Origin of the sequence: Lutibacter sp. (assembly GCF_013139515.1) — a bacterium.
GTDB lineage: Bacteria > Bacteroidota > Bacteroidia > Flavobacteriales > Flavobacteriaceae > Lutibacter.
In genome coordinates, this window is record NZ_WTAR01000032.1 from 18,314 (window position 1) to 44,009 (window position 25,696).

The window sequence follows — 25,696 nt, forward strand, 5'->3', positions numbered from 1 at the left end:
AACAAATGATGTTAAGCTTTTATTATTTTATTGAAATATTAGCTTGTTTTATAAAGTACCTCTACGTTCTTGTTCAGCCTCAATACTTTCAAATAAGGCTTTAAAGTTTCCTTTCCCAAATGATTGCGCGCCTTTTCGCTGAATAATTTCAAAAAACAGTGTTGGCCTGTCTGTTATCGGTTTTGTAAATATTTGTAAAAGGTAACCTTCTTCATCTCTATCTACTAAAATTCCTAAATCTTTTAATTCAGCTAAATTCTCATCAATCTCTCCAACTCTACCTAAAACCGTATCGTAATAGGAACCCGGAACATATAAAAATTCCACTCCACGTTCAGTCATTTCTTTTACTGTTTCTAAAATATTATTTGTAGCAACAGCAATATGTTGCACTCCTGCACCATTATAAAAATCTAAATATTCTTCAATTTGAGATTTCTTTTTCCCTTCAGCAGGTTCATTAATTGGAAATTTTACACGCCCATTTCCGTTGGTCATTACTTTACTCATTAAGGCTGTGTACTGTGTTGAAATATCTTTATCGTCAAAAGTTATTAAATTAGCAAAACCCATAACTTTATTGTAAAATTCTGCCCAAACATTCATTTCGTTCCAGCCAACATTACCAACCATATGATCTATATAACGCAAACCAACACCTTTTGGGTTATGAGTTGATTTCCATTTTTCAAACTTCGGAAGAAACACACCTGTATAGTTTTTACGTTCTACAAAAACATGAACAGTATCTCCATACGTATGAATTCCAGAACGAATAACTTCACCATTTTTATCACTTTCTTTAACAGGTTTCATAAATGATTTAGCGCCACGTTTTGTTGTTTCTTGCCAAGCTTTTGTAGCGTCTTCAACCCAAAGAGCAACTACTTTTACACCATCACCGTGTTTTTCAATGTGATTAAATAGTTCTTTATTTTCTGAATTTGGCATTGGTGTAGTTAACACCAAACGTATTTTATCCTGAACCAATACATAACTTGTTCTATCTGTTATTCCAGTTTCCAATCCAGCATATGCTAATGATTGAAACCCGAATGCTGTTTTGTAATAATGAGCCGCTTGTTTTGCGTTTCCAACATAAAGTTCTACATAATCAGTCCCTAATAATGGTAAAAAATCATCTGCTTCTGGGAATATTTTCTCTAGTCCGTAATTAAAGTTTTGTATGTTTTTTAAATCTGACATTGTTATTTTTTTTGATAAAAGAAAAAAGAATATAGACAAAAGACTACATTAAGCCATTTTGGAAACCCATAGTTATTTTTTGAAATTCTTCTATTTTTTCTTCTAGGTTATTTAATGTTTATGTATTAATATATGCTCTATGATGTGCAATTAAAAGTTGTGTTGAAAGTTCAAAAGAAGAGCCTAAATAAATATTTAGAAAATGAGAAAAAGATTTGTCTGTTCTTGCTGAACTTTCAGCAATATTACTAGGTATTGAAATTGAACATCTACTTATTTGTGAACTTAAATCAAATCGTTCGTGTTTTGGAAAATTAGTTAAAATATCAGAAACATTTTTTGAGATTTCTAAACCTAATTGCCAAATTTTTAATTTTTTATAATTATGCCTTTTCATACTAATTTAAGTCTATTTTCTTTCCTCTCTTTTCTTTAAAGTCTATTTTTTTTATTCAACAATCCAAGATTTATAATAATCATCTACTTGTAAATTTAGTGCTTCTTCAGTAATCATAACGGGTTTAAAAGGATCAATCATAACTGCTAATTCTCCGGTTTCTTTTTTGCCAATACTTCTTTCTATTGCACCAGGATGAGGACCATGAGGAATACCGCCAGGATGTAAAGTTAATTGCCCTTTTTCAATAGTATTTCTGCTCATAAAATCACCATCAACATAATACAAAATCTCTTCAGAATCTATATTACTATGATGATATGGTGCAGGGATTGCTTTTGGGTGATAATCATACATTCTTGGCACAAATGAACAAACTACAAACCCTGCGGCTTCCCAAGTTTGATGAATTGGTGGCGGCATATGAATACGCCCTGTTATTGGTTCAAAATCATGTATTGAAAATGCATAAGGATAATTAAACCCATCCCAACCAACAACATCAAAAGGATGGTTGTTGTACATATATTCCCAAAGCACACCTTGTTTTTTAATTAAGACTTTAAACACTCCTTTTTCATCATGAGTTTCTAAATTGGTTGGCAATCTAAAATCACGTTCACAAAAAGGTGAATGTTCTAATAATTGTCCGAAATTATTTCTGTATTGTTTTGGTGTCACAATTGGGCTGAAAGATTCTACATATAGCAATCTGTTCTCCTCGGTGTCAAAATCTATCTGATAAATGGTTCCACGCGGAATAATTAAATAATCGCCATATTTAAAATCAATATTTCCATACATGGTTTTTAAAATTCCAGAACCAATATGCACAAAAATCATTTCGTCAGCATCTGCATTTTTGTAGAAATAAGAAGGAGAGAATGCTTTAGGTGCGGCTAAACCAATGTGTAAATCGTTGTTTACAAACAATGTTTTTCTACTATCTAAATAATCCGTTTCGGGTGTTAAAGAAAATCCTTTAAAGCTTAGCGCCTTCATATTTTTTTCGACAGCAATTTTAGGAGTAACATTTTTTAATTGTTTAATTTCAGAAACAACGGTTGGTGGGTGTAAATGATAAATTAAGGAAGACATTCCTACAAAACCTGCAGTTCCAAAAAGTTCTTCTTGGTATAAGCCACCAGTTGGGTTTTCAAAAGTTGTATGACGTTTAGGTGGTATATTACCTAATGAATAATATCTAGGCATTTTTTATTTTTTTAGTTATGAGTATTCCCAAAAGGGATGTGAAAATCTAAAATTGAATCAATTATAATGAATTGATTTATTTTATTAAAGTTACAAAATTTTAAAACATGAAATTGTAAAGTTAAAAGAGCTAGTTAGCTCACTCTGGATTTCTCTTAATTAAGAATTTAAGAAGTAGTAATAATTCAATCCAAGCTGTTTTCATCATTCACAAATATAAAAATATTATTTTAAGGTACGTTTAAAACAAAAAAGAGCGCTTTTAAAGCGCTCTTTTTATCATTTATTTTATAACAACTAAAATTTAATTCCACTTACTTCAATAACTTCTTCAATTTGTGGAGCATGTCTTTTTATAGTTGCTTCTACACCATTTTTTAAAGTCATTTGATTGACCGAACATCCTAAACAAGCACCTTCTAATTTTACACTTGCAGTATTTGTAGTTACTTCAACTAATGAAATATTACCTCCATCAGCTTCTAAGTATGGTCTAATTTCCTGCAATGCAATTTCAACTGCTGTTTTAAGTTCTTCAGTGCTCATAGTTGTTTTATTTACTGCTACATCCACTCATCGTTGTAATTCTAACAATTTCAGTTGGAGGTAGGTCTTTATTTCTTTTTACTAATTGAGAAAGTGCATTTTTAGTGATTTCAGAAAAAGCATTTTCTAAAGGTGTATTATTTTGTAAAGCAACTGGATGACCAACATCACCAGATTCTCTAATACTTTGTACTAAAGGTACTTCACCTAAAAAAGCAGCATCTATATCTTTTGCTAAATTTTTTGCGCCATCTTTACCAAAGATATAGTATTTATTATTTGGAAGTTCAGCAGGTGTGAAATAACTCATGTTTTCAACAATACCTAAAACAGGTACACTTATATTTTCTTGCTGAAACATAGCAACTCCTTTTTTAGCATCAGCTAAAGCAATGTTTTGTGGTGTGCTTACAATTACTGCACCAGTTACTGGAACAGCTTGAACAATTGATAAATGAATATCACCAGTTCCTGGAGGTAAATCAATTAATAAAAAGTCTAATTCTCCCCAATGTGAATCAAAAATCATTTGATTTAATGCTTTTGAAGCCATTGCGCCACGCCAAATTACTGCTTGGTTAGCATCAGTAAAAAAACCTAACGATAATATTTTTACACCATAACTTTCTACAGGTTGCATTTTTGAACGTCCGTCAATTTCAACAGATAAAGGTTTTGCATTGGCTACATCAAACATTAAATGTATAGACGGACCGTAAACATCAGCATCTAAAATACCAACTTTGAATCCCATTTTTTGTAATGAAATTGCCATATTTGCGGTAATTGTAGATTTCCCTACACCACCTTTACCAGAAGCTACTGCTATAATATTTTGAATACCAGGTACATTTGGTTTTGCATTTTCAACAGGTTTAATAGGGGCAATTGTTGCTGTAACATTTACTTTTACATCAATTTTCTGATCTATTTGTTCATGTATTGCTTTCATTATTTCAACCTCAACCTTCTTTTTTGCTTGTAAAGTTGGGTTTCCAATAGCTACATCTATAATCACTTCTTTATCAAAAGTTACAATGTTTTTTACGGCTCCACTTTCAACCAAACTTTTTCCTTCTCCAGGAGCCGTTAAGGTTTCAAGTACTTTTGTTATATCTTTTTTATTTAATGTCATAATATTTATCTAAAATCATTCTAAACAACAAATATACAGAGTTCAAACGGATATAAAAAGATTCGTATTAAAAAGAAATGTAGAGGTAGTTACATATAGATTCAGCTATAAATCAATGCTTAATTCTTTATAAGGATCCCAAAATATTTCACTAAAATTTTGGATTTGATTTTCTTTAACAACAACTCCTTCACTTTCTAATAATTGTTGCATTAAATTGGTGCCATCAAAATGAAGTTTACCTGTTAGTAATCCATTTCTATTTACAACTCTGTGAGCAGGAATATCATCTTTATTATGAGATGCGTTCATTGCCCAACCCACCATTCTTGCTGATTTTACGGCTCCCAAATATTTAGCAATAGCACCGTAACTTGTTACTCTTCCGAAGGGAATTAGTTTGGCAACTTCATAAACTTTTTCAAAAAAGTTTTCTGATTTCTCCATCCGATAAATGTACTAATTTAATAGCGAAGTTTAAATTTTATATAGGTTATTGGCTTTCCTTTTTCTAAATATTGGTTTTCGTAAAAGGTTTGTGTTGAAGTAACTTCAATAGGTGTATGTGGATTCTTATAAATATCATGATGCGCATATAAAACCTCATGACCTGCACCGTGCAATAAACCTAAAGTATAACCGTGCATAAACTCACTATCCGTTTTTAAATTTACAACACCTTCAGCATTTAACACTTGATGGTATTTTTTTAAAAACTCAGCGTTTGTTAACCTATGTTTTGTACGTGTGTATTTTATTTGAGGATCTGGAAAAGTTATCCAAATTTCAGAAACTTCGTCTTCATTAAAAATACAATCTATCAACTCAATTTGAGTTCTTATAAATGCAACGTTTGTTAAGTTTTCTTCTAAAGCAGTTTTAGCACCTCGCCAAAAACGCGCTCCTTTTAAATCGATGCCTATATAGTTGATATTTGGGTTTTTTTGAGCTAAATCAATAGTGTATTCCCCTTTCCCGCAACCTAATTCAAGTACAATAGGATTGTTATTGTTAAAATGCTTGTGCCAGTTTCCTTTTAACGAAGAGCCTTTTAATAAATCTTCTCGCTCTGGTTGAATTACATTAGCGAATGTATCGTTTTCACGAAATCTTTTAAGTTTGTTTTTGCTCCCCACAAGTTTTGAGTTTAAAAAAGGAAATTAAGGTGAATTTTAAATAGAAACTACTCGTTTCCTGCTTTTTTGTATTTTTTTAATTCACCCATCCAGTAAAAAAATGCAAAAAAAGTAATTGCTATAAATATCCAGCTTATTGTGTTTTGTAACCACCAGTTGTCTGAAGAGCTTATCATTTTAAATGGTTTAAATAAAACATTTTGACAAAATTCAGCTATTGTAGTAAAAATATTGTTTGCAATCATATCTTAATTATATTTACAGGCAAAAGTATAAAATATAGTCATGATTGCAAATTTTTTTAATAAAACTAAACCCGTAAACATTATTAATGTAGTTGTGCTTCTTTTTTTGTTTTATGTTGTTTCTTTTTTTGTAGAGCATACTATTGAATTTTCTTGGGGGTTTTTACTAAACAAAACCATTTACTTTTTTTGGCTTTTACTCTTCATTTTAATTTTTAAATTCATCATTAAAAAAAATAAATTAACAAAAGATAATGCCTATGCTTTATTAATTGCTGTACTAATATTAGTGGCTTTCCCTAAAGCTATATTTTCTAGTTCTGTTCTTTTTTCTAATTTAATATTGCTTTTAAGCTTTAGAAAAATATATAGCTTAAAAAGTGGTATTCATATTAAAATAAAATTATATGACGCAGCCTTTTGGATTGGCATTGCAACTTTAATTAATTCTTGGAGTGTTTTATTTATATTTTTAATTTATGTAGGGATTATTGTTTATCAAAAAATTAGCTTAAAAACCCTATTAATACCAATTATTGGGTTAGCGACGCCTATATTTATATATTTCACATATCATTTTTACTTTGCTACTTTACCTGTGTTTTATAATAAATTCAATTTTGAAATTAGTTTAAATTATGCTTCATATTTAGCTTTTAAACAGCTACTTCCAATAGCTTTATTAATTTTAATTTTAACATGGTCAATTGTAATTAGTACGCCTAAAATTGTCTTGGTAAGTAATCATTTAAAGTTCTCTTGGAATATTCTTATAAATCACTTGATAATAGCTATAATAATTATTGCATTATCACCAATAAAAAATGGAGCTGAATTTTTCTATTTGATTTTTCCGACTGCTATAATTATTGCGAATTTTATACAAAATATAAAATCAACCATTCTTAAAAATGTGATTTTATACTTATTTCTAGGGCTATCGGTAAGTATTTATTTTTTATAATTTTTCTCCAAAAGCTAAATCTCCTGCATCACCTAAACCAGGAACAATATAACCTTTGTCGTTTAATTTAGTATCAACTGTTGCAATCCACAATTCTGTAGTTGAAGGGAAATGTTTTTTAATTAACTCTATGGCTTCAGTAGAACCAATTACACAAGCTAATATTATTTTTTTAGGTGTTCCATGGTTTTTTAACCCTTCATAAACACTTACAATAGATTGGCCAGTTGCAAGCATTGGGTCGGCTAAAATTAAGGTTTTACCTTCTAAACTTGGCGATGCAAAATACTCTACTTTAATTTCAAATTCAGTTTCATTTATATGTTTTCTATAGGCTGAAATAAATGCATTTTCAGCATCATCAAAATAGTTTAAAAGTCCTGTATGTAATGGCAATCCTGCTCTTAAAATTGAACATAAAACAATATCATTTTTAGGTACTGGTACAATTTTAGTTCCTAAAGAAGTTGTTATTACTTTATTTTGATAATCTAAAGATTGACTTATTTCATACGCTAAAATTTCACCAATTCGTTCAATATTTCTTCTAAAACGCATAGAATCTTTTTGAACGTTTACATCTCTAATTTCAGAAATAAATTTATTTAATAATGAGTTTTTATCATCAAGAATATGAACAGTCATAAAATTATATTTTTACAAAAATAGCACTTTATAATTATCTTTTATATTAGTAAAGTTTAAAATTTTTGGATTAAAGAAATGCTTTAATAAAGTTATTTTTAAATTTTAGTTTTTCTAAGTGCATAAAATAAAAATAATAAACTTATAAAATACAACAAGCCAAATAATTGATGACTTACACCTAAAAACAATGGTATTTTACCTTTTACATTTAACACTGTAAGTATTCCTAATAAAATTTGAATTAAAACTAAAACCAACGAACTGTTTAACCAAATTCTATATTTATTTTCAATAGTATTTTTTAATTTAAAAAACATATAAATAGTTAAACCGCCTAACACATATGCTAAAATTCTGTGTGTAAATTGAATCAATGCAGGAGCAAATAAATAACTATCATAATTTATCATATTTCCCCAATTCCAATGTGTAGAATTTAACAATACACTAGGTATAAACTCTCCATTCATATCTGGCCAAGTTGGATAATACAATCCTGCTCTCATACCAGCAATTAGACCCGCAAAAATTAGCTGTAAAAATGTAACTCCTAAAACTACTGCTACAATTGGTTTTTCTAGTGTTTTTTTATAACTTTTAAATACATAAACATCTGCAATAGTTTTAACCATTGCTGCAATAACTAATAATGCTAACACAAAATGAATTGTTAGTTTATAGGCATTTACCCAAGGTCTATTTATTAAACCACTTTGCACCATTATCCAACCTGCCGAAGCTGTTAATATGGTTAAAAAAACCACCAAACCTAAGCGTTTTACCAAATAAAAATCTATTCGTTTCTTTAAAACAAATAGTATAAATGGAATTAAAAAAACAAACCCTAATGATCGTACCCAAAGCCTGTGAAAATACTCCCAGAAATAAATAAATTTAAAATCTTGAACTGTAAACGTTGAATTTATTTTATGAAATTGTGGTGTGTTTTTATACAATTCAAAAGCATTTAACCATTGTTCAGCATTTAAAGGCGGAATAACACCTGTAATAATATCCCAACGAGTAATTGAAAGACCTGAACCAGTTAAACGAGTAATACCGCCAAGAATAACTTGACCGATTAACATAATTAGTCCAACCAGCAACCAGATTCTAATTATTTTTGTGTACTTATAATTGTTTGCTAACATTTATTTCCATTCTAAAGTTTCTACCAAATGCATCATATCTTTTTCTAAGTATTTTATTGCAGGTACTATTGAATCGTAATTTGGTTTTGCGTAAAAATATAATGATCCTGAGAGTACATGTTTAACACTATCTGTTACTCTAAATTGTATATTGGTTGCAACATTTCCTTCAATATTATACAGTTTTCCAAATACTTTTTTTTCTAAATTTTCATACGGAACAGCATTAATTACATCGGCTTTTACGGTGTGTTCAAAAGTTAGTTTTTCTACTTCTTTTAAAATTTCTTCTAAATTATTATCAACAGCTCTGTAGGTTATATGAATTGTTGCTTTTAAATTTGGATATTGAACTGTAGCCCAGCAATTATTTTTAAAATTAACTGTTGCCAAATTAGAAACTTCAAAATTATAAGGACAATTAGAATTGGTTATTTTGTATGAAGCTAATGGGTATTGTAATTTTAAATATGGTTTTTGCTTTGGTAAAGTTTCACCATTACAAGCAACTAACAAAACGGTAATAATTAATACAATACCAAAGTTTTTCATTTTACGCTATTAATTATTTATGAATTGTAATTTTTACTTGTTTGATACGTTTTTTATCCATTGCTTCAATTTTAAACGAATAATTATGAAACTTTATTATTTCATTTTCCTTAGGAAATCTACCACAAACTTCTAAAATAAAACCTGCAATTGTTTCAGATTCTCCTTTGTTTTCATCAAATATTTCTGAATTTTCTATGTCTAAAATTTTATAAAAATCTTTTAAATTGGTTTTTGCTTCAAATAAATAATTATTAGCATCTAACTTAGAGAACAATACATCTTCATCGTCAAACTCATCACTAATATCACCTACAATTTCTTCAATTACATCTTCTAAAGTAATAATTCCACTTGTACCACCGTATTCATCAACAACAATTGCTAAATGGTTTTTCTTTTCTTGAAATTCTTTTAATAAATCGTCTAACTTTTTGTTTTCAGGAACAAAATAGGGATCTCTAATTAGTTTTTGCCAGTTAAAATCTTTTTTATTTAAATGTGGTAATAAATCTTTTGCGTACAAAACTCCAATAATTTCATCAATATTTTCTTTATAAACTGGGTTTCTAGAAAATCCTTTTTCAACAATTTTTGCAACAACATCTTCGTATAACTCGGTAGTTGAAAGTGCAAAAATATCTATTCTAGGAATCATAATTTGGCTTGTTTCAGTATTTCCAAAGTTTACAATACCTTCTAATATTTTTTGCTCGTCTTTAGTTGTAGCTTCATCTGACGTTAATTCTAATGCTTGAGATAACTTTTCTACAGATAAATTTGATTGCTTTTTCCCTAATCTATGTTCAATAATATTGGTTAAACTCATTAATGGCGAACTAACAATTGTTAATGCTGAATTTAAAACTTTAAGCGGATACGCCATAAAAGAAGCAAATTTTAACGAATTTCTTGTAGCGTACACTTTAGGTAAAACTTCACCAAACAATAAAATTAAAAAAGTAACTAAAACTATTTCAATACCAAATTTTAATACTTCGGAAGTAATTTCACTAAACACAGTGTTACCAATATATGCGAAGAGTAAAACAATTAAAATATTTATAAAATTGTTTGAAATGAGGATAGTTGCTAATAATTTTTGTGGATTTTTTAATAGCGAAACCACTACTTTTTGAATGTTAGACTTAGATTCTGAAGCCTTTGTTATATCTTCTTTAGTTAACGAGAAAAATGCAACTTCAGCACCTGATATTAAGGCAGATAAAATTAACAACAAAACAAGTATTAATATGCTTGACAAAAGCCAAAAATCTATACTTTTAATAAATAAAATTAGTAAAAACGTGGGTTCAGGATCCAAATTAATTTCCATTTAATTAAACTTAAAAAGGCAAATCATCTTCAGCAGGATCGTTAACCGATTGCTCTTTAGTTTGTGATTCTTCAGACTTTTTAACAACTGGCTTTGGCTGTGTATTTAATTCGTTTTTAGTAGTTAAAAACGTCATATCAACCACATGAATTTCGGTTGAATATCTTTTCGCTCCAGTTTCATCTTCCCATTGGCGTGTTTTAATACGTCCTTCACAGTAAATTTTATCACCTTTGCTTAAATATTTTTCGCAAATTTCAGCTAGTTTATTTCTTACAACAATATTGTGCCACTCAGTAGTAGTTACCTTTTCACCGGTTTGTTTATTGGTATATGTTTCATTTGTAGCAATAGGAAAACGACCAATAGCATTTCCACCTTCAAAATAATGCATCTTTACTTCATCTCCTAAATGTCCAATAAGTATTACCTTGTTAATTGTACCAGCCATAATTTATTCATTTATATACCAAAAGTACTAAAAATAGTAGTTGCTTTTATATTCATTTAAAAAATTATCTATGAGTGTAGATACCGGATATTTTTCAATCTCGTTCCAAGAAAGTGTAAATTTTGACGAGGTTTTGGTTTTTACAATCCAAAATCTCGTATAAATATGTTGATGCGATAGTTTATGCACCATTATTTCTTTATTAAATAACTGAACTGTAGTTGATGTTTTTGCAAACAGCTTATTAAATAACTCATGTTCAATAAGTTTATGTTCATCAATTTCATTAGTGGTTTCAATTAATGGAAATTCATATAAGTTTAACCAAATTCCTTTTTCTCTTTTTACAATTTTAGTTTTATTGTCTTCAGTCTCAATTACTAAATAATTGAAAAATCTATTTTTAATTTTAATCTTCTTTTCTTTTACAGGAAGTTCTTTTATGGTTTTTTTAGACAATGCAACACAACTATTATTTAGCGGACAACTAGTACAATTAGGATTTTGAGGTTTGCACATTTTAGCACCAAACTCCATCACAGCTTGGTTATGAGTGCCTGATTCTTTTACATCTAATAATTGTTGAGCTAATTGTTTAAACTCTTTAATTCCTTTTGTTGAATTAATAGCTGTGTAAATTCCAAAATAACGAGCCAACACTCTATACACATTTCCATCAACCACAGCGGTAGCTTCATTATAACAAATTGAAGCAATTGCTGAAGCTGTATAATCACCAACTCCTTTCAATTTAAGTAGCTCATTATATGTTGTTGGAAATTCCCCATGAAGTTCATTCATTATATATTGTGCTGAAAAATGTAAATTCCTAGCTCTAGAGTAATATCCTAAACCTTGCCACAGTTTAAGCACTTCTTCTTCTGAAGCAAAAGCTAAGTCATTTACGGTAGGAAAATTTTCAACAAATTTATGATAATAAGCCGTTCCTTGGTCAACTCTAGTTTGTTGAAGAATAATTTCAGACAGCCAAATCATGTATGGATTTACAGTTGAGCGCCAAGGCAAATCTCTTTTGTTTTGTAAATACCACAATATTAACTTGTTAGAAAAATTCATCGCTTTTTTGTAAAATGCAATAATACAAGTTTTAATTGATTAAATTTTAGTGAATTAACTTTTTGAAATCGATTTATATATCCTATATTTGCCGTCTTAATTTTATAATAACATATATAACAATATTAAAAATGACGAAAGCAGAAATCGTATCAAGTATTTCAGATAAGTCTGGAATAGAAAAGGCTGATGTTTTAGCAACAGTTGAAGCGTTTATGGACGAGGTAAAAGTATCTTTAGAAAAAGGTGACAATGTTTACTTAAGAGGTTTTGGTAGTTTTATAATTAAAACAAGAGCTGAAAAAACTGGAAGAAACATTTCAAAAAATACAACTATTAAAATTCCTGCTCATAATATACCTTCATTTAAACCTGCAAAAGTATTTGTAGAAGGTGTAAAAAGCAAAGTAAGTGTAAAGTAGGCACAACATATTTATTAACATAAAAACATCCTTTTATTATGCCAAGTGGTAAAAAAAGAAAAAGAGCTAAAATCTCTACTCATAAACGTAAAAAAAGAGCAAGAGCAAATAGACACAAAAAGAAAAAGTAAGCTAAGCTTACTTTTTCTTTATTTTAAAAAAAGTTCATTGAAATAGATATTTACAATTAATTTGTAAATATTGTTGGGTATAGAATCCTGGAAAAACTAATTATAAATAGTTTAAGCTTACACGCTTAAACATAAAAACAATTCAGAGTGAAAACGGAATTAATTATTAGATCAAACTCCTCTGATATTGATTTTGCCTTATTAAAAGATGGTAAATTAACAGCCCTAAATAAAGAAACAAACGGTAATAAATTTTCAGTTGGCGATATTTTTTTAGCCAGAATTGGAAAAGTATTATCTGGTTTAAACGCCTCATTTGTTAACGTAGGTTACGAAAAAGACGGCTTTTTACATTATCAAGATTTAGGAGCACAATTATTATCATTAAATAAGTTTATAAAAGGTATTAGCACAGGTAAAATTAAAGATTACACTTTAAATAATTTTCAACTAGAAAAAGACATTGATAAACACGGAAGTATTGTTGATGTTTTAAAAACAGGTCAAAACTCATTAGTGCAAATTGTAAAAGAGCCAATTTCTACTAAAGGACCACGTATGAGTTCAGAAATATCTATTGCTGGTAGATATATGGTTTTAGTTCCTTTTTCTGAAAGAGTATCGGTTTCACAAAAAATTACCGATTTACAAGAAAAAGAACGTTTAAAAAGACTTGTAAAAAGCATTAAGCCTAAAGGTTTTGGAGTAATTATTAGAACTGTAGCAGTTAATAAAAAAGTTGCAGAACTTGATAGAGACATACAAAATTCATTAGAGCGTTGGGTGGTTATGTGTAAAAAAGTAAGATCCGTTAAAACACAACAAACGCCTATAAAAGTATTAAGCGAATTAAATAGAGCCTCTTCAATTTTAAGAGATTTATTTAATGATTCTTTTACAAATATTGTTACAAATGATGAAGTTTTATTTTTAGAAATTAAAGAATATTTACAAGAAATTGCTCCTAAAAAAGAGTCTATTGTAAAACTTTATGAATCTACAGTTCCAATATTTGAAAAATATGGAATTGAACGTCAAATAAAAACATCATTTGGAAAAACAGTTTCAATGAGCAAAGGAGCTTATTTGGTAATTGAACACACTGAAGCACTTCATGTTATTGATGTAAACAGTGGGAATAGATCAAACAAAGCGTTATCACAAGCAGATACTGCACTTGAAGTAAATTTAATTTCAGCTTCAGAAGTTGCCAGGCAATTGCAATTACGTGATATGGGAGGAATTATTGTTGTTGATTTTATTGATATGCACACAGCTGAACATAGACAAAAACTCTATGATCATTTAAAGGCTGAAATGGCATTTGATAGAACTAAACACAAAATATTACCTCCAACTAAGTTTGGATTAATTCAAATTACAAGACAAAGAGTACGACCAGAAATGGTGATTAAAACTCAAGAGCCTAATCCTAGCGGCTCTGGAGAAGTTGAAGCTCCAATTGTATTATTAGATACAATTAACGCTGAACTTAATAAGCACATAGCTTCAAAAAAGAATAAAAAGATTGTATTAAATGTACATCCTTTTATTGCTGCTTATTTAAAAAAGGGAATTCCATCAATTCAGCAACGATGGTTTGCAAAACATAAAAAGTGGATTAAAATTTTACCTAGAGATGCATACCAATATTTAAGATTTGACTTTACCAATAGTAAAGGCGAAATTATTAAATAAGGCATTTACAATATCTAAAAGTCCTGCATTTTATGCAGGGCTTTTTTTAAAACCAATACCCAACGTTAAAATACCAATATTTCAAATTATGATCTGGAGACCACGAATAATTAATTTCTACAGGTCCCAAAAAAGTATCTAAACCATACCCAGCCATATAACCAGATTTGGTGTTGTCAAAAATTCTTCCTTCATTAAATAAATCACGTTCTACCCTTGCATAATTTGCAGTAACTGAAAAATAGTTTTTAGGTAAAAACTCATATCTAATTGTTAATGCTGATTTTAAAAATGAATTAGCACTCAATTCAGCAAAATCGTACCCAAATAAAGGTGTAAAGTTATTGATATAATTTTCACCATAACCACCAACATTATAATCTAAAACTCTATTATCATTATCTCCAATAGTAATACCTGCTTCTGAATTAAAATGAGTTGTTAATTTATTGAAAAACGTATGAGCCACACCTAATTTTCCTTTTAATTGAGAAAACGAAACAAAGTTTTTATTATAATCTGATGAACTTAAATACCATCTAAAATCTGCATTTAAATAAAATCCTTTCTTCTGAAAATACTTTTTATCATAAGTATCAATTTTTAAGTAACCTATTAAATTTAAATATCCAGATTTATCAAAATACAATCTCTCTTCATTAACTGTAAGCTGCTCATATTCAAGCGATGTAATTGTTTCTGTATATGCTTTTATAGATTTATGCTCTAACCCAACACCTATAGCAAATTTTCTATTAAATACTGTTTGAAAATAAGCTTGATTTGTAAAGTCTTCATATTCTAAATTAATTTTATTAATAGTTCCATCTTCAAAATTCACATCAGAATTAAAGCTATTAAATCTAGATTTTAGTCCAAAACTCCAATAAAAACCATTATCAATAAAATAATTAAAATTATAACGAATGTTATCTCCTAAAATAACATCTGCAGCTACAACATCATTTTTAAATAAGATGTGCTTGAATGTTGTGTTTAATAAAATACCTGTTTTATAAAAATCATCATAATGCACTCCTAATTTTAAAAAATTTGAAATCTTATGTTCTTTTACTTTAAATTTTACAACGCTACCATCATTATTATCTACAATTTTATATTGTACACTTTCAAAATTTCCAGTAGCCGATAAATTATTTATACTTTCAATAAGCATCTTATAACTTGTGGTATCTTTTTTCTTTAAATTAAGTTTTCCTAAAATATAAGCTCTTGTATAATATTTATTCCCTTCAATCTCAATTCTATCAATGTGAAATTTTTGATAACTGTTTGTATTTACTTTTTTGGTTTCTTTTTTAATTTGGCGATTGGCTAAGTTTTTTAATTCGTTAAATTTTTCACGTGAAGCTCTATCTCCTTCCAACATTATTTCTTCTATTTTATCGAAAGAAACAACATTATAAGTGTCTACTTTAGGTTGAATTAATACATCTACTTTATTATATTTAGCATCTGAATTTTTATACATCTGAAAACCTACAATTTGATCTAAAATTCTTACTGCTGAATTTAATTCCTCTTTACTTTCTAACCCTCCTTGAATATCTATACCTATAATTATATCAGCTCCCATTGCTTTTACTTCTTCAACAGGAAAATTATTTACAATTCCACCATCGGTTAATAATTTACCATCTATCTCTACTGGGGCTAATAATGTTGGAAACGAACCGCTAGCTTTCACTGCTTCAGGTAAAAATCCTTTATTTAAAATTTCTTGTTTACCAGTTTCTAAATTTGTAGCAACACATACAAATGGTATTGGTAATTTATTAAAATTATTAATATTATTAACGTGCTGTGTTAGTCTTGTTAGCAAGTTTAATACATTTTGACCTTCGGATAATGCCGTTGGAATTCCAACTTTTTTATTATTTATTGGTAAGGTTAATGCATATTTTTCACCGCTTTCTTTTTCGTAAAATGGTTTTGATTTACGTGGTAAATCGTTTGTTAAAAGCTTGTAAAAATCTATAGATTTAATAATTGAATCTAACTGATTTGCATTATATCCTGAAGCATATAATGACGCAATAATTGCACCCATACTTGTACCTCCAACATAATCTATGCGTATACCTGCTTCTTCAATTACCTTAATAGCTGCTACATGAGCCAATCCTTTAGCGCCACCTCCACTAAGCACTAACCCAACTTTAATATCTTCTTTTTCTGTAATTTCTTGTGAAAAAACAAGATTTACAGAACATATAAAGGCTAATATTAAAATCTTTTGCATATTATTTTTTTTGTAAATAATCATAAATTATTGTGGCTCTATTTTTACCAATTATACTCTCAATTTCCGCTAAAGATGCTATCTTAATTCTTTTAACTGATTTAAAATGCTTCAATAAAGATACAACAGTTTGCTTACCAATTCCTGAAATTTGTTCCAACTCATTTGTTAGCGCACCTTTACTTCGTTTATTTCTATGGTGTGTTATACTAAACCTGTGTGCTTCATTTCGCAATTGCTGAATAATTTTCAAACTTTCTGATGTTTTATCTAAATACATAGGTACTGAATCTCCCGGATAATAGATTTCTTCCAACCGCTTAGCAATACCAATTATGGCAATTTTATTTCTTAATCCTAACACATCTAAACTTTTTAATGAAGCTGATAATTGTCCTTTGCCACCATCAATTACAATTAATTGTGGCAAATCCTGACCTTCATCTTGCAAACGTTTATAGCGTCTAAAAACAACTTCTTCCATAGAGGCAAAATCATCGGGGCCTTCAACAGTTTTAATGTTAAAATTTCTATAATCCTTTTTACTTGGCTTCCCATTTTTAAAAACCACACAAGCTGCAACCGGATTTGTTCCCTGTATATTTGAATTATCAAAACATTCAATATGTCTTGGCTCAACAGTTAGTCGTAAATCTTTCTGCATTTGTGCCATAATTCTATTTACATGTCTATCAGGATCAACTATTTTAATTTGTTTGAAACGTTCTTGCCTATAATATTTTGCGTTTCTAAGGCTCAAATCTACAATTCGTTTCTTATCTCCAAGTTTAGGAATTGTTACTTTTAGATTTTCTCCTAAATCTACTTCAAAAGGCACATAAATTTCTTTAGATTGTGAATTGAATCGTTGTCTAATTTCAACAATTGTTAGCTCAAGTAACTCTTTATCTGTTTCGTCTAATTTCTTTTTAATTTCAGTTGTATAGGATTGAATAATTGCTCCGTTACTAATTTTAAAAAAATTTACATAACAGTAACTTTCATCAGAAATAATTGAAAAAACATCAACATTTGTTATTGACGGATTTACAACTGTTGATTTTACTTGATAATTTGCTAACAATGCTATTTTTTCTTTAATTTTTTGCGCTTCTTCAAACTCCATTTCGCTCGCATATCGCATCATTAACTCTTCAAATAACTTTAAAGATTCTTTAAAATTACCTTTTATAATATTTCTGATTGCTCCAATATCTTCGCTATAATTTATTTCAGTTTGCAAACCTTCACAACCTCCTTTACAATTTCCAATATGAAAATCTAAACACACTTTATATTTTTGAGCTTCAATATTTTTTTCACTTAAATCGTAATTACAACTACGCAACAAATACAACTCTTTAATTAAATCTAACAATGCTTTTGCTGTTCTAACTGAAGTATAAGGTCCAAAATATTCTGAACCATCTTTTATTACATTTCTAGTTAAAAACACTCTTGAAAATCGTTCTTTTTTAATACAAATCCAAGGGTACGTTTTATCATCTTTTAATAGCACATTGTAACGTGGCTGGTATTTTTTAATCAAATTATTTTCTAACAACAACGCGTCGGTTTCAGTATCAACAACAATGTGCTTAATATCTACAATTTTTTTTACTAATATTTTTGTTTTACCATACTCGTGGTTTTTGGTAAAATATGATGAAACTCTTTTTTTTAGATTCTTAGCTTTTCCAACATACAAAATAGTCCCATTTTTATCATAATATTGATAAACACCGGGTAACGTTGGTAAGGTTTTTATTTGAATTTCTAACTCCAAAAAATAAGTTATTTTAAAAATTAAAATTACTATTTTTTATTGAATCAATCGTTTCTTTTAACAGATTGAATTTTAAGCACTATTACCATTTAAAAAAGTGTATTTTTGCGGAATATTTAAAAATTATCATTTTAAAATGATTTTTTTACGAATAATCTAAAATTAGAAACAAATGAAGTACTGGAAAAAATATTCGAAAGAAAAATTGATTAAAAGAATAGATGAAGCTTTAGAATCTAATATTGATTTTGAAGAAAGTAAATCTTTAGGATATCCTGTTTCTAAATTAGACGCAAACGTGTTTAATACAAGTGGTGCTTTTTTAAATGATTCTCCACTACTTAAATCCTTTATTCAAAATCCTAATAATATTGGCTGCCACACAACCGGAAAATCTGAAGAGGCTTTTAAAGGTTCCCAAGAATTAGAAAAAGAAGTAATTAGAGTGCTGGCTGTTGATATTTTTAAAGCTGAAGAAAATGAATATGACGGTTATATTGCTACTGGTGGTACTGAAGCAAATATGCAAGCTTTATGGATTTATAGAAATCTTTTCAAAAAAGATTTTAATGCAACTTTAGATGAAATGGTCATTTTATCATCTGAAGATACGCATTATTCAGTTCATAAAGGTTCAAATTTATTAAGTGTTGATGCTGTTAGTATTCCGGTTGAATTTAATTCAAGAGAGATAATTACTGAAGAATTGGATTTAATTGTACAACATCTAATTTCTGATGGTAAAAAGTACTTTATGGTTATTTCAAATATGGCAACAACTATGTTTGGATCTGTAGATAATCCTGATGTGTATGCTAATATTTTAACCAAACATAACGTAGAGTTCAAAATACATGTTGATGGGGCTTTTGGTGGATTTATTTATCCAATTTCTAACAAAAAATCAACTATTAACTTTCAAAATCCACATATTTCATCTATTACCATTGATGCTCATAAAATGCTACAAGCGCCTTACGGAACAGGTGTGTTTTTATGTAGAAAAGGTTTAATTGAAAATGTATTAACCAAAGAAGCTCAATATGTTGATGGGATGGATTTAACTATGGTTGGTAGCCGTTCAGGCGCAAATGCAATTGCTGTTTGGATGATATTATTTAGCTACGGTTATTATGGTTGGTTCGAGAAAATTAATACACTTTTATTACGAACTGAATGGTTTTGTAAGCAATTAAACAAACTTGATATTGAATATTTTAGAGATCCCTTTATGAATATTGTTACTTTAAAATCTAAGTATGTTCCTGCAGAATTAGCTCAAAAATATGGCTTAGTTCCTGAAACACATAATGGTGATAATAATTGGTATAAAGTAATTATGATGGATCATGTAGAAATTGATGACCTTTCAAAATTTATTGATGAATTAAAAGAGGTTTAAAAACTTAAATTATACGAAAAATACTCATTTTAAATGAGTATTTTTTATTCTAAGTATTATTTGCTTTTTTTACTATTAAGTAATAACAGTTGAGTAAAATATTAAGGCAATAATAACTACCACAAACAAAATTTTAGTTTCAAGTGGTTTATTTTTAATGTCGTCAAATATTTTCATGAATTTTTATTTTTTTGCTAATTTAACAAATTATAAGAGTTCTGCAAAAATCAACACATAATAAACTCCTGTAAACACAAAAACAATACCTGTAATTATTCTCATAACCTTCTCTGTTTTAGCTATTTTATTGTAAAAAACACCTACACTACCTGCTGCAAATGCTAGCAAATATGTAAACAAAATAACTGGAAGTCCTGTTCCAAAAGCAAAAACAATTGGCAAATACAAACCATCTACACTTGAAATTGTCATTGGAATTAACATTCCAAAATATAAAGCACCACTATACGGACAAAAAGCCAAAGCAAAAATAACACCTATTAAAAAAGAGCCTAATAAACCCTTTCCTTTTAATTTTTCGGTTAGTTTTTCTGTGAAATTAGATTTTCCTAAAAAATTAAGTCTAATTACATTCAACATAATTAAACCTACAATTATTAATAACGGACCTAAAAACTTTTCTCCATTTTGCTGAAAAAAACGCCCAACATGAAACTTACTTGCTCCAAAAAACAAAATTAAACCAATAGCTGTATAGCTAAAAGCTCTTCCTAAAGAGTAAACCACTCCGCTTAAAAACACCACCTTTTTATTTGTGATATTTTTTGAGATAAAAGCCGTTGCTGTAATATTTGTAGCCAGTGGACAAGGGCTAATTGATGTCATTAACCCTAATACAAAAGCTGATAAAATTGGTATGTTATAATTTTCTAGAAGTGCCTGTAAATACTCCACTTATACTTTTTTTAACTCCGTTTCTAATGTTACTTTTAACTCGTTTGAAAACTTTTCTTGATCGTTTCCATTCATAAAAGCAAATTCAGTTAAATCAATTTGAGTTTCTTTTCCGTCAACAATTACATTTAAAAATAATGCTGTTCCTGTTGCTTCAAATTTTTCAGCAAGTTTGTAATTTTTCTCATCATCAACATTTACAATTTGAAGAGTAATACTTTCATTTTTTAATTCTTCTGAAAAATAAGTATCTAATGTATATTTTGTACTTGATTCAATAGCGTTACAAGTCATACACCTGTGCGTTGAGTGAAAATCAATCACCTCAATTTTATTCGCTACTTTTTCACTAATTGATTTTTCTGTAGCTACTTTTTCTTTACAAGAAAATAGTACTACACTAACTACCATTATTACTAAAATACTAAGTTGTTTCATTATTAAAAATTTAGTTTGTTAAAAAATTATATTATATATATATCCTGAAATTATAATGCAGAGTGTTACTACTCCAAAGAAAATTCCAATTAATTTAAAGGTCATTACCTTTTTTAAGAGCATTGCTTCAGGTAATGAAAGTCCTACTACACCCATCATAAATGCAATGGCTGTTCCTAATGGAATTCCTTTTGCTACTAATACTTGTACCACAGGTAAAATTCCTGAAGCGTTTGAATACATTGGAACTGCTAAAATGGTTGCAATTGGTACTGCAAACCAATTGTCTTTACTTAAATATTGTTCAAAAAAACCTTCGGGAATATATCCATGCATAATACCACCAATTGCAATACCAATAATTACATAAGGTAAAATTCCTTTTAAAATAGTCTTAGTATCTATCCAAATTGAAGGTAATCTATCTTTAAAAGGAAAAGATGTTGCTTCAAATTCCTCTGTTTCTTTTTGAGATTTTTCAAGTACTTGTTGTACCCAAGGTGTTAAATATTTCTCTAATTTTAATTTTTGAAGAATGATTCCTGAAATAGTTCCTAATAAAATACCACTCACAACATAAATTACCGTTGTTTTTACACCAAAAAGACCTATAAATAACCCGATAGCAACTTCATTTACCAAAGGAGATGTAATTAAAAACGAAAAAGTAACACCTAAAGGAATTCCACCTTTTACAAAACCAATAAATAATGGCACTGATGAACAAGAACAAAATGGTGTAACCACTCCAAATAATGAAGACATTAAATATTCAAAACCGTATAATTTTTTGCGAGATAAGTAATTTCTAACCTTTTCAACAGGAAAATAACTGTTTACTATTCCCATAAAAAAGATAATTATAAAAACTAGCAATAAAATTTTCACACTATCATAAATGAAAAAATTTAACGCTTCAGCTAAATGATTTCCTTCCTTTAAGTTGAAAATATCAAAAACTAACCAATCTGCTATTTGTTGAATCCAGTCGAACATTCTATTTAAATACTAATTATCTTTTAATAAAATCATATGCATTATCACCTCGTAAATTACCTGCTAAACCTAATAAACCATCCGTTAGATATTTCACTTCGTACCCTTTAGTTTTAAGATAAATCATAGCTATAATTGCCCTATCTTTATGCGGGCACGCAGTAACTATTAATTTTGATTTATCTAATTTCTCAAGATTGTTTGGTAAATCAGCTAAAGGAATATTAATTGCAATTGGCATATTCCAAGATTGATATTCTTCTTCAAAACGAATATCAACAAGTTGCGCTTCATTATCTTTTAACAATTGAATTAAATTTTTGCTTTGCATTTTCATCTCAATACGAGATTCGTAATCATAATTCAATAAATAATCTTCTAATTTTAATTCTTGCGCTTTTGCGGAAGTTGTGAAAGCTAAAATAATTACTGTAAATAAGATTTTTGTTTTTTCCATTTTATACTGCTTTAGGATAATATTTTCTCTTCAGCCATAATGAAACTTTTACTAAAAGTATTAAAACCGGAACCTCAACCAAAGGTCCAATTACACCCGTAAATGCTTGTTGAGAATTTAAGCCAAAAACTGCAATAGCAACTGCAATTGCCAATTCAAAATTGTTACCAGTTGCTGTAAAAGCAACAGCTGCATTACGTTTATAATCTATATTCATTGCTTTTCCTACAAAGAAACTTACAAAGAACATCAACACAAAGTAGATAACTAATGGCACTGCAATTTTTAAAACATCAAACGGAATTTCAACAATTAAATCGCCTTTTAAACTAAACATTAAAACAATAGTTGCTAATAAAGCAATTAATGTAATTGGTGAAATAAACGGAATAAATTTTGTATTATACCAAGTTGAGCCTTTATATTTTACTAAGTATTTTCTACTTAAAAAACCTGCAGCAAAAGGAATTCCTAAATAAATTAGAACGCTTTTAGCAACTTCCCAAACTGAAATATCAACATCAAAACTATCTAATCCCAAATAATTTGGAAGTACCGTAATAAATAACCATGCATAAAAACTATAGGTAATAATTTGAAAAACACTGTTTAACGCTATTAATGTAGCGCCATATTCTCTACTTGCGCCTGCTAAATCGTTCCAAACAATTACCATTGCAATACAACGCGCCAAGCCAATTAAAATTAAACCAGACATATATCCTGGTTCATCTCTTAAAAATATAATTGCTAATACAAACATTAAAACCGGACCCACAATCCAATTTAAAAATAAAGACATGGACATTAATTTTGTGTCTTTAAAAACTATTGGAATTAAACTGTAATCTACTTTTGCCAATGGTGGATACATCATTAATATTAACCCAATTGCTAAGGGAATATTTGTAGTTCCTACTGATAACGAATCTGTTACACTTGCCATTTGAGGGAAGAAATAACCTAGACTTACACCTATAGCCATTGCCAAAAAAATCCAAAGCGTTAAAAACCTATCTAATAATTTTAGTCTTTTTTTCATGTCAAAAAATTTGAGATTGAGAGATTATGAATATTTTTTAACAACAATCTGAGCTAGGATCGCAACAAGCATCTGAAGTGTTTTCTGAAGTTGGTTCACAGCAAGTAGCATCCATGTTTTCATCAGAGCAACATGCATTATTAGCAAAATTATCTACTAACAGTAGTTTTACTTCTTCTTTTGAAGGCACTCTACCTTTTATTACAACTTGTTCATCTATCACAACAGCTGGTGTACTCATAATATCATACGCCATAATTTCTTGAATATCTGTAACTTTAACTATAGTTGCTTCAATTGCTAATTCATTTACAACTTCAGTAACAATTTTTTCTGTTGTTACACAATTTGGGCAGCCTGTTCCTAATATTTTTATTGTTTTCATTTTTTATATTTATTATCGCCAATAAACGATAGATTTAATTAATTTTTTTATTTACAAGATGTTTTTACAGCATGTTTTTCAAAAAAAACAGCAAACAACATTTTTGCTTTTTTCCAATTTTCTTGATGAATACAGTATTTAATTTTGGGAGGTGAAACTTCACCTTTAATTAAACCCGCATTTTTTAATTCTTTTAAATGTTGTGATATTGTTGATTGTGCCAACGGCAACATCTCTATCAAATCACCCGTATAACAACAACTTTGGTTTTCTAAATAGTTTAAAATTTTAATTCGAGTTGGATGTCCTAAAGCTTTTGCAAATTTTGCCAAATTTTCAGTTTCTTCTAAATAATTAATATCTTGAATTGTTCTTTTCATAAGTTCATCGCAAATGTACGATTAAAAAATTATTTTCCAAATTTTAAACCAATCGATAATTTTTAAGTCTTATTTTATATCCATCAAAATTTTAATGTAATGAAAGAAGTTCGCTATCTTATTTTAAATCTATTGTTAATTGTATCTTGTAATAATGCAACTGACACTACAATAACTGAAATTACTACAATTGATATTTTAACAACTGAAAGCAACTATCCAATAGTTGATACAGGTGTTACCGATTTTTACAATAACACCGCAATTATTTCTTCACCAACTTTAGGAGAAGCTTTTTTTGGGCAAGACGCAACTTACCAAAGCAATCAACATTCATATACAAATAATGGAGATGGAACTATTACAGATAATGTAACAGGCTTAATTTGGGAGCAAGATATGGGAACAAAAATTACTTATGATGAAGCTTTTAACAAAGCATCATCTTCAACTTTAGGAAATTACTTAGATTGGAGAGTTCCTACAATTAAAGAATTGTATTCTTTAATTGTATTTACAGGAAGTGTTCAAGGAGAATCAGCTATACTTCCATTTATTGATACCAATTATTTTAATCAACCGCTTGGTAATACTTCAATAGGTGAACGAGAAATTGATGCGCAAACATGGTCTTCAACTCAATATGTTGGATATACAATGAATGGTGACGAAACTGTTTTTGGTGTAAATTTTGTTGATGGAAGAATTAAAGGCTACCCAAAATACAATCCGGCAAACCAAAACGAAGCGAAAACAATGTATTTTAGAATGGTAAGAGGAAATACTAATTATGGAATAAATAATTTTACTGATAATAGTAATGGTACTATTACAGATGAAGCAACCAGACTTATATGGCAAAAAGCTGATGATGGTGTAGCTAAAGATTGGGAAAACGCACTAGCATATGCTGAAAATTTAGATTTAGGAGGTAAAAGTGATTGGAGATTACCAAACGCAAAAGAATTACAAAGTTTGGTTGATTATACTAGAAGTCCGCAAACAACAAATTCACCAGCAATTAACCCCATTTTTGATACCACTTTAATTAACGATCCAGATGGAAATTCAGGTCAATATCCTTATTTTTGGACTAGCACAACTCATTTAGATGGAATAAACCCATATGCAGGTGCCGTTTATATTGCTTTTGGAGAAGGGCAAGGGAAAATGAATGGAACTTTAATGGATGTTCACGGAACTGGCTGCCAACGTAGCGACCCGAAAAGTGGAAACATAAATGATTATCCTCAGTTTTTTGGTCCGCAAGGTGATGTTCGGTATGTATACAACTATGTTAGATGTGTTAGATCAATAGAATAAAT

At 28.9% G+C, this 25,696-nt stretch carries 28 protein-coding genes; 5 read left to right on the top strand and 23 right to left on the bottom strand.

Translation table 11 applies throughout. The features are described from left to right. Positions 1–48: 48 nt before the first annotated feature. The 8 genes from hppD to GQ540_RS04140 form a co-directional block, all read right to left on the bottom strand. Positions 49–1,206: a 4-hydroxyphenylpyruvate dioxygenase gene (gene hppD / locus GQ540_RS04105; RefSeq protein WP_291797749.1), complete on the bottom strand. Its 1,158-nt coding sequence runs from the start codon at positions 1,204–1,206 to the stop codon at positions 49–51. A gap of 118 nt (positions 1,207–1,324) precedes the next feature. Then, positions 1,325–1,603 (bottom strand): four helix bundle protein, encoded by a 279-nt coding sequence (locus tag GQ540_RS04110; RefSeq protein ID WP_367205916.1) that lies wholly within the window; start codon positions 1,601–1,603, stop codon positions 1,325–1,327. Between the two features lie 51 nt (positions 1,604–1,654). Continuing rightward, entirely contained in the window at positions 1,655–2,815 is a 1,161-nt protein-coding gene (locus GQ540_RS04115) for a homogentisate 1,2-dioxygenase (RefSeq protein ID WP_291797753.1), read from the bottom strand. Between the two features lie 297 nt (positions 2,816–3,112). Next, entirely contained in the window at positions 3,113–3,361 is a 249-nt protein-coding gene (locus tag GQ540_RS04120; protein WP_291797755.1) for a NifU family protein, read from the bottom strand. A gap of 7 nt (positions 3,362–3,368) precedes the next feature. Further along, positions 3,369–4,496, bottom strand: a complete 1,128-nt coding sequence (locus GQ540_RS04125; protein WP_291797758.1) for an Mrp/NBP35 family ATP-binding protein — start codon at positions 4,494–4,496, stop codon at positions 3,369–3,371. A gap of 105 nt (positions 4,497–4,601) precedes the next feature. Next, the gene (locus GQ540_RS04130) at positions 4,602–4,943 is read right to left on the bottom strand and encodes an MGMT family protein (protein ID WP_291797761.1); all 342 of its coding nucleotides are present in this window, start codon (positions 4,941–4,943) and stop codon (positions 4,602–4,604) included. Positions 4,944–4,960: 17 nt separating this feature from the next. Next, the gene (gene trmB / locus GQ540_RS04135; protein ID WP_291797764.1) at positions 4,961–5,632 is read right to left on the bottom strand and encodes a tRNA (guanosine(46)-N7)-methyltransferase TrmB; all 672 of its coding nucleotides are present in this window, start codon (positions 5,630–5,632) and stop codon (positions 4,961–4,963) included. Positions 5,633–5,679: 47 nt separating this feature from the next. Next, positions 5,680–5,877, bottom strand: coding sequence for a uracil phosphoribosyltransferase (locus GQ540_RS04140; RefSeq protein WP_291797767.1), 198 nt, complete (start codon positions 5,875–5,877; stop codon positions 5,680–5,682). Positions 5,878–5,917: 40 nt separating this feature from the next. Between GQ540_RS04140 and GQ540_RS04145 the strand changes: the two genes are divergently transcribed. Next, positions 5,918–6,841 (top strand): hypothetical protein, encoded by a 924-nt coding sequence (locus GQ540_RS04145; RefSeq protein ID WP_291797770.1) that lies wholly within the window; start codon positions 5,918–5,920, stop codon positions 6,839–6,841. On the opposite strand, the gene upp is transcribed toward GQ540_RS04145, so the two are convergent. From upp to mutY, 6 genes are all read right to left on the bottom strand, one after another. After that, the gene (gene upp / locus GQ540_RS04150) at positions 6,836–7,486 is read right to left on the bottom strand and encodes a uracil phosphoribosyltransferase (protein WP_291797773.1); all 651 of its coding nucleotides are present in this window, start codon (positions 7,484–7,486) and stop codon (positions 6,836–6,838) included. The genes GQ540_RS04145 and upp overlap by 6 nt on opposite strands. 98 nt (positions 7,487–7,584) lie before the next feature. After that, positions 7,585–8,640 (bottom strand): COX15/CtaA family protein, encoded by a 1,056-nt coding sequence (locus tag GQ540_RS04155; RefSeq protein WP_291797776.1) that lies wholly within the window; start codon positions 8,638–8,640, stop codon positions 7,585–7,587. Continuing rightward, positions 8,641–9,192 carry a gliding motility lipoprotein GldD gene (gldD, locus tag GQ540_RS04160; RefSeq protein WP_291797779.1) on the bottom strand — a complete coding sequence of 184 codons (552 nt, stop codon included), beginning with the start codon at positions 9,190–9,192 and terminating at the stop codon, positions 8,641–8,643. It lies immediately after the preceding gene. Positions 9,193–9,205: 13 nt separating this feature from the next. Then, on the bottom strand, positions 9,206–10,528 hold the full coding sequence (locus tag GQ540_RS04165) for a gliding motility-associated protein GldE (RefSeq protein WP_291797782.1): 1,323 nt from the start codon (positions 10,526–10,528) through the stop codon (positions 9,206–9,208). A 10-nt stretch (positions 10,529–10,538) separates the two neighbouring features. After that, positions 10,539–10,979: a single-stranded DNA-binding protein gene (locus GQ540_RS04170; RefSeq protein WP_291797784.1), complete on the bottom strand. Its 441-nt coding sequence runs from the start codon at positions 10,977–10,979 to the stop codon at positions 10,539–10,541. Between the two features lie 27 nt (positions 10,980–11,006). Then, entirely contained in the window at positions 11,007–12,056 is a 1,050-nt protein-coding gene (mutY, locus tag GQ540_RS04175; protein WP_291797787.1) for an A/G-specific adenine glycosylase, read from the bottom strand. Positions 12,057–12,187: 131 nt separating this feature from the next. On the opposite strand from mutY, the gene GQ540_RS04180 reads away from it, so the two are divergent. Both GQ540_RS04180 and GQ540_RS04185 read left to right on the top strand, forming a co-directional pair. Beyond that, on the top strand, positions 12,188–12,478 hold the full coding sequence (locus GQ540_RS04180; protein ID WP_291797789.1) for an HU family DNA-binding protein: 291 nt from the start codon (positions 12,188–12,190) through the stop codon (positions 12,476–12,478). 278 nt (positions 12,479–12,756) lie between these two features. Next, a complete protein-coding gene (locus tag GQ540_RS04185) occupies positions 12,757–14,307 on the top strand; it encodes a ribonuclease E/G (RefSeq protein ID WP_291797792.1) in 1,551 nt (516 codons plus the stop codon). A 46-nt stretch (positions 14,308–14,353) separates the two neighbouring features. On the opposite strand, the gene GQ540_RS04190 is transcribed toward GQ540_RS04185, so the two are convergent. Beyond that, positions 14,354–16,570 carry a patatin-like phospholipase family protein gene (locus tag GQ540_RS04190; protein WP_291797794.1) on the bottom strand — a complete coding sequence of 739 codons (2,217 nt, stop codon included), beginning with the start codon at positions 16,568–16,570 and terminating at the stop codon, positions 14,354–14,356. Between the two features lies 1 nt (position 16,571). Next, on the bottom strand, positions 16,572–18,356 hold the full coding sequence (uvrC, locus tag GQ540_RS04195) for an excinuclease ABC subunit UvrC (RefSeq protein ID WP_291797797.1): 1,785 nt from the start codon (positions 18,354–18,356) through the stop codon (positions 16,572–16,574). A 172-nt stretch (positions 18,357–18,528) separates the two neighbouring features. On the opposite strand from uvrC, the gene GQ540_RS04200 reads away from it, so the two are divergent. Further along, positions 18,529–19,758, top strand: a complete 1,230-nt coding sequence (locus GQ540_RS04200) for a pyridoxal-dependent decarboxylase (protein ID WP_291797800.1) — start codon at positions 18,529–18,531, stop codon at positions 19,756–19,758. Positions 19,759–19,965: 207 nt separating this feature from the next. Here the strand turns inward: GQ540_RS04200 and GQ540_RS04205 are convergent, their stop codons facing one another. The 7 genes from GQ540_RS04205 to GQ540_RS04235 are packed head-to-tail and all read right to left on the bottom strand — an operon-like array spanning position 19,966 to position 24,371. After that, complete coding sequence (locus GQ540_RS04205; protein ID WP_291797803.1) at positions 19,966–20,673, bottom strand: aromatic aminobenezylarsenical efflux permease ArsG family transporter; 708 nt, start codon at positions 20,671–20,673, stop codon at positions 19,966–19,968. After that, the gene (locus GQ540_RS04210) at positions 20,674–21,111 is read right to left on the bottom strand and encodes a nitrophenyl compound nitroreductase subunit ArsF family protein (RefSeq protein ID WP_291797805.1); all 438 of its coding nucleotides are present in this window, start codon (positions 21,109–21,111) and stop codon (positions 20,674–20,676) included. Between the two features lie 18 nt (positions 21,112–21,129). Continuing rightward, complete coding sequence (locus GQ540_RS04215; protein ID WP_291797808.1) at positions 21,130–22,107, bottom strand: permease; 978 nt, start codon at positions 22,105–22,107, stop codon at positions 21,130–21,132. Positions 22,108–22,123: 16 nt separating this feature from the next. Next, the gene (locus tag GQ540_RS04220; protein WP_291797811.1) at positions 22,124–22,564 is read right to left on the bottom strand and encodes a rhodanese-like domain-containing protein; all 441 of its coding nucleotides are present in this window, start codon (positions 22,562–22,564) and stop codon (positions 22,124–22,126) included. 1 nt (position 22,565) lies between these two features. After that, on the bottom strand, positions 22,566–23,606 hold the full coding sequence (gene arsB / locus GQ540_RS04225) for an ACR3 family arsenite efflux transporter (RefSeq protein ID WP_291797814.1): 1,041 nt from the start codon (positions 23,604–23,606) through the stop codon (positions 22,566–22,568). Positions 23,607–23,643: 37 nt separating this feature from the next. Beyond that, complete coding sequence (locus GQ540_RS04230) at positions 23,644–23,991, bottom strand: thioredoxin family protein (RefSeq protein ID WP_291797817.1); 348 nt, start codon at positions 23,989–23,991, stop codon at positions 23,644–23,646. A 47-nt stretch (positions 23,992–24,038) separates the two neighbouring features. After that, a complete protein-coding gene (locus GQ540_RS04235) occupies positions 24,039–24,371 on the bottom strand; it encodes a helix-turn-helix transcriptional regulator (protein WP_291797820.1) in 333 nt (110 codons plus the stop codon). Positions 24,372–24,470: 99 nt separating this feature from the next. Between GQ540_RS04235 and GQ540_RS04240 the strand changes: the two genes are divergently transcribed. Further along, positions 24,471–25,694 carry a DUF1566 domain-containing protein gene (locus GQ540_RS04240; protein WP_291797823.1) on the top strand — a complete coding sequence of 408 codons (1,224 nt, stop codon included), beginning with the start codon at positions 24,471–24,473 and terminating at the stop codon, positions 25,692–25,694. Positions 25,695–25,696: the final 2 nt, after the last annotated feature.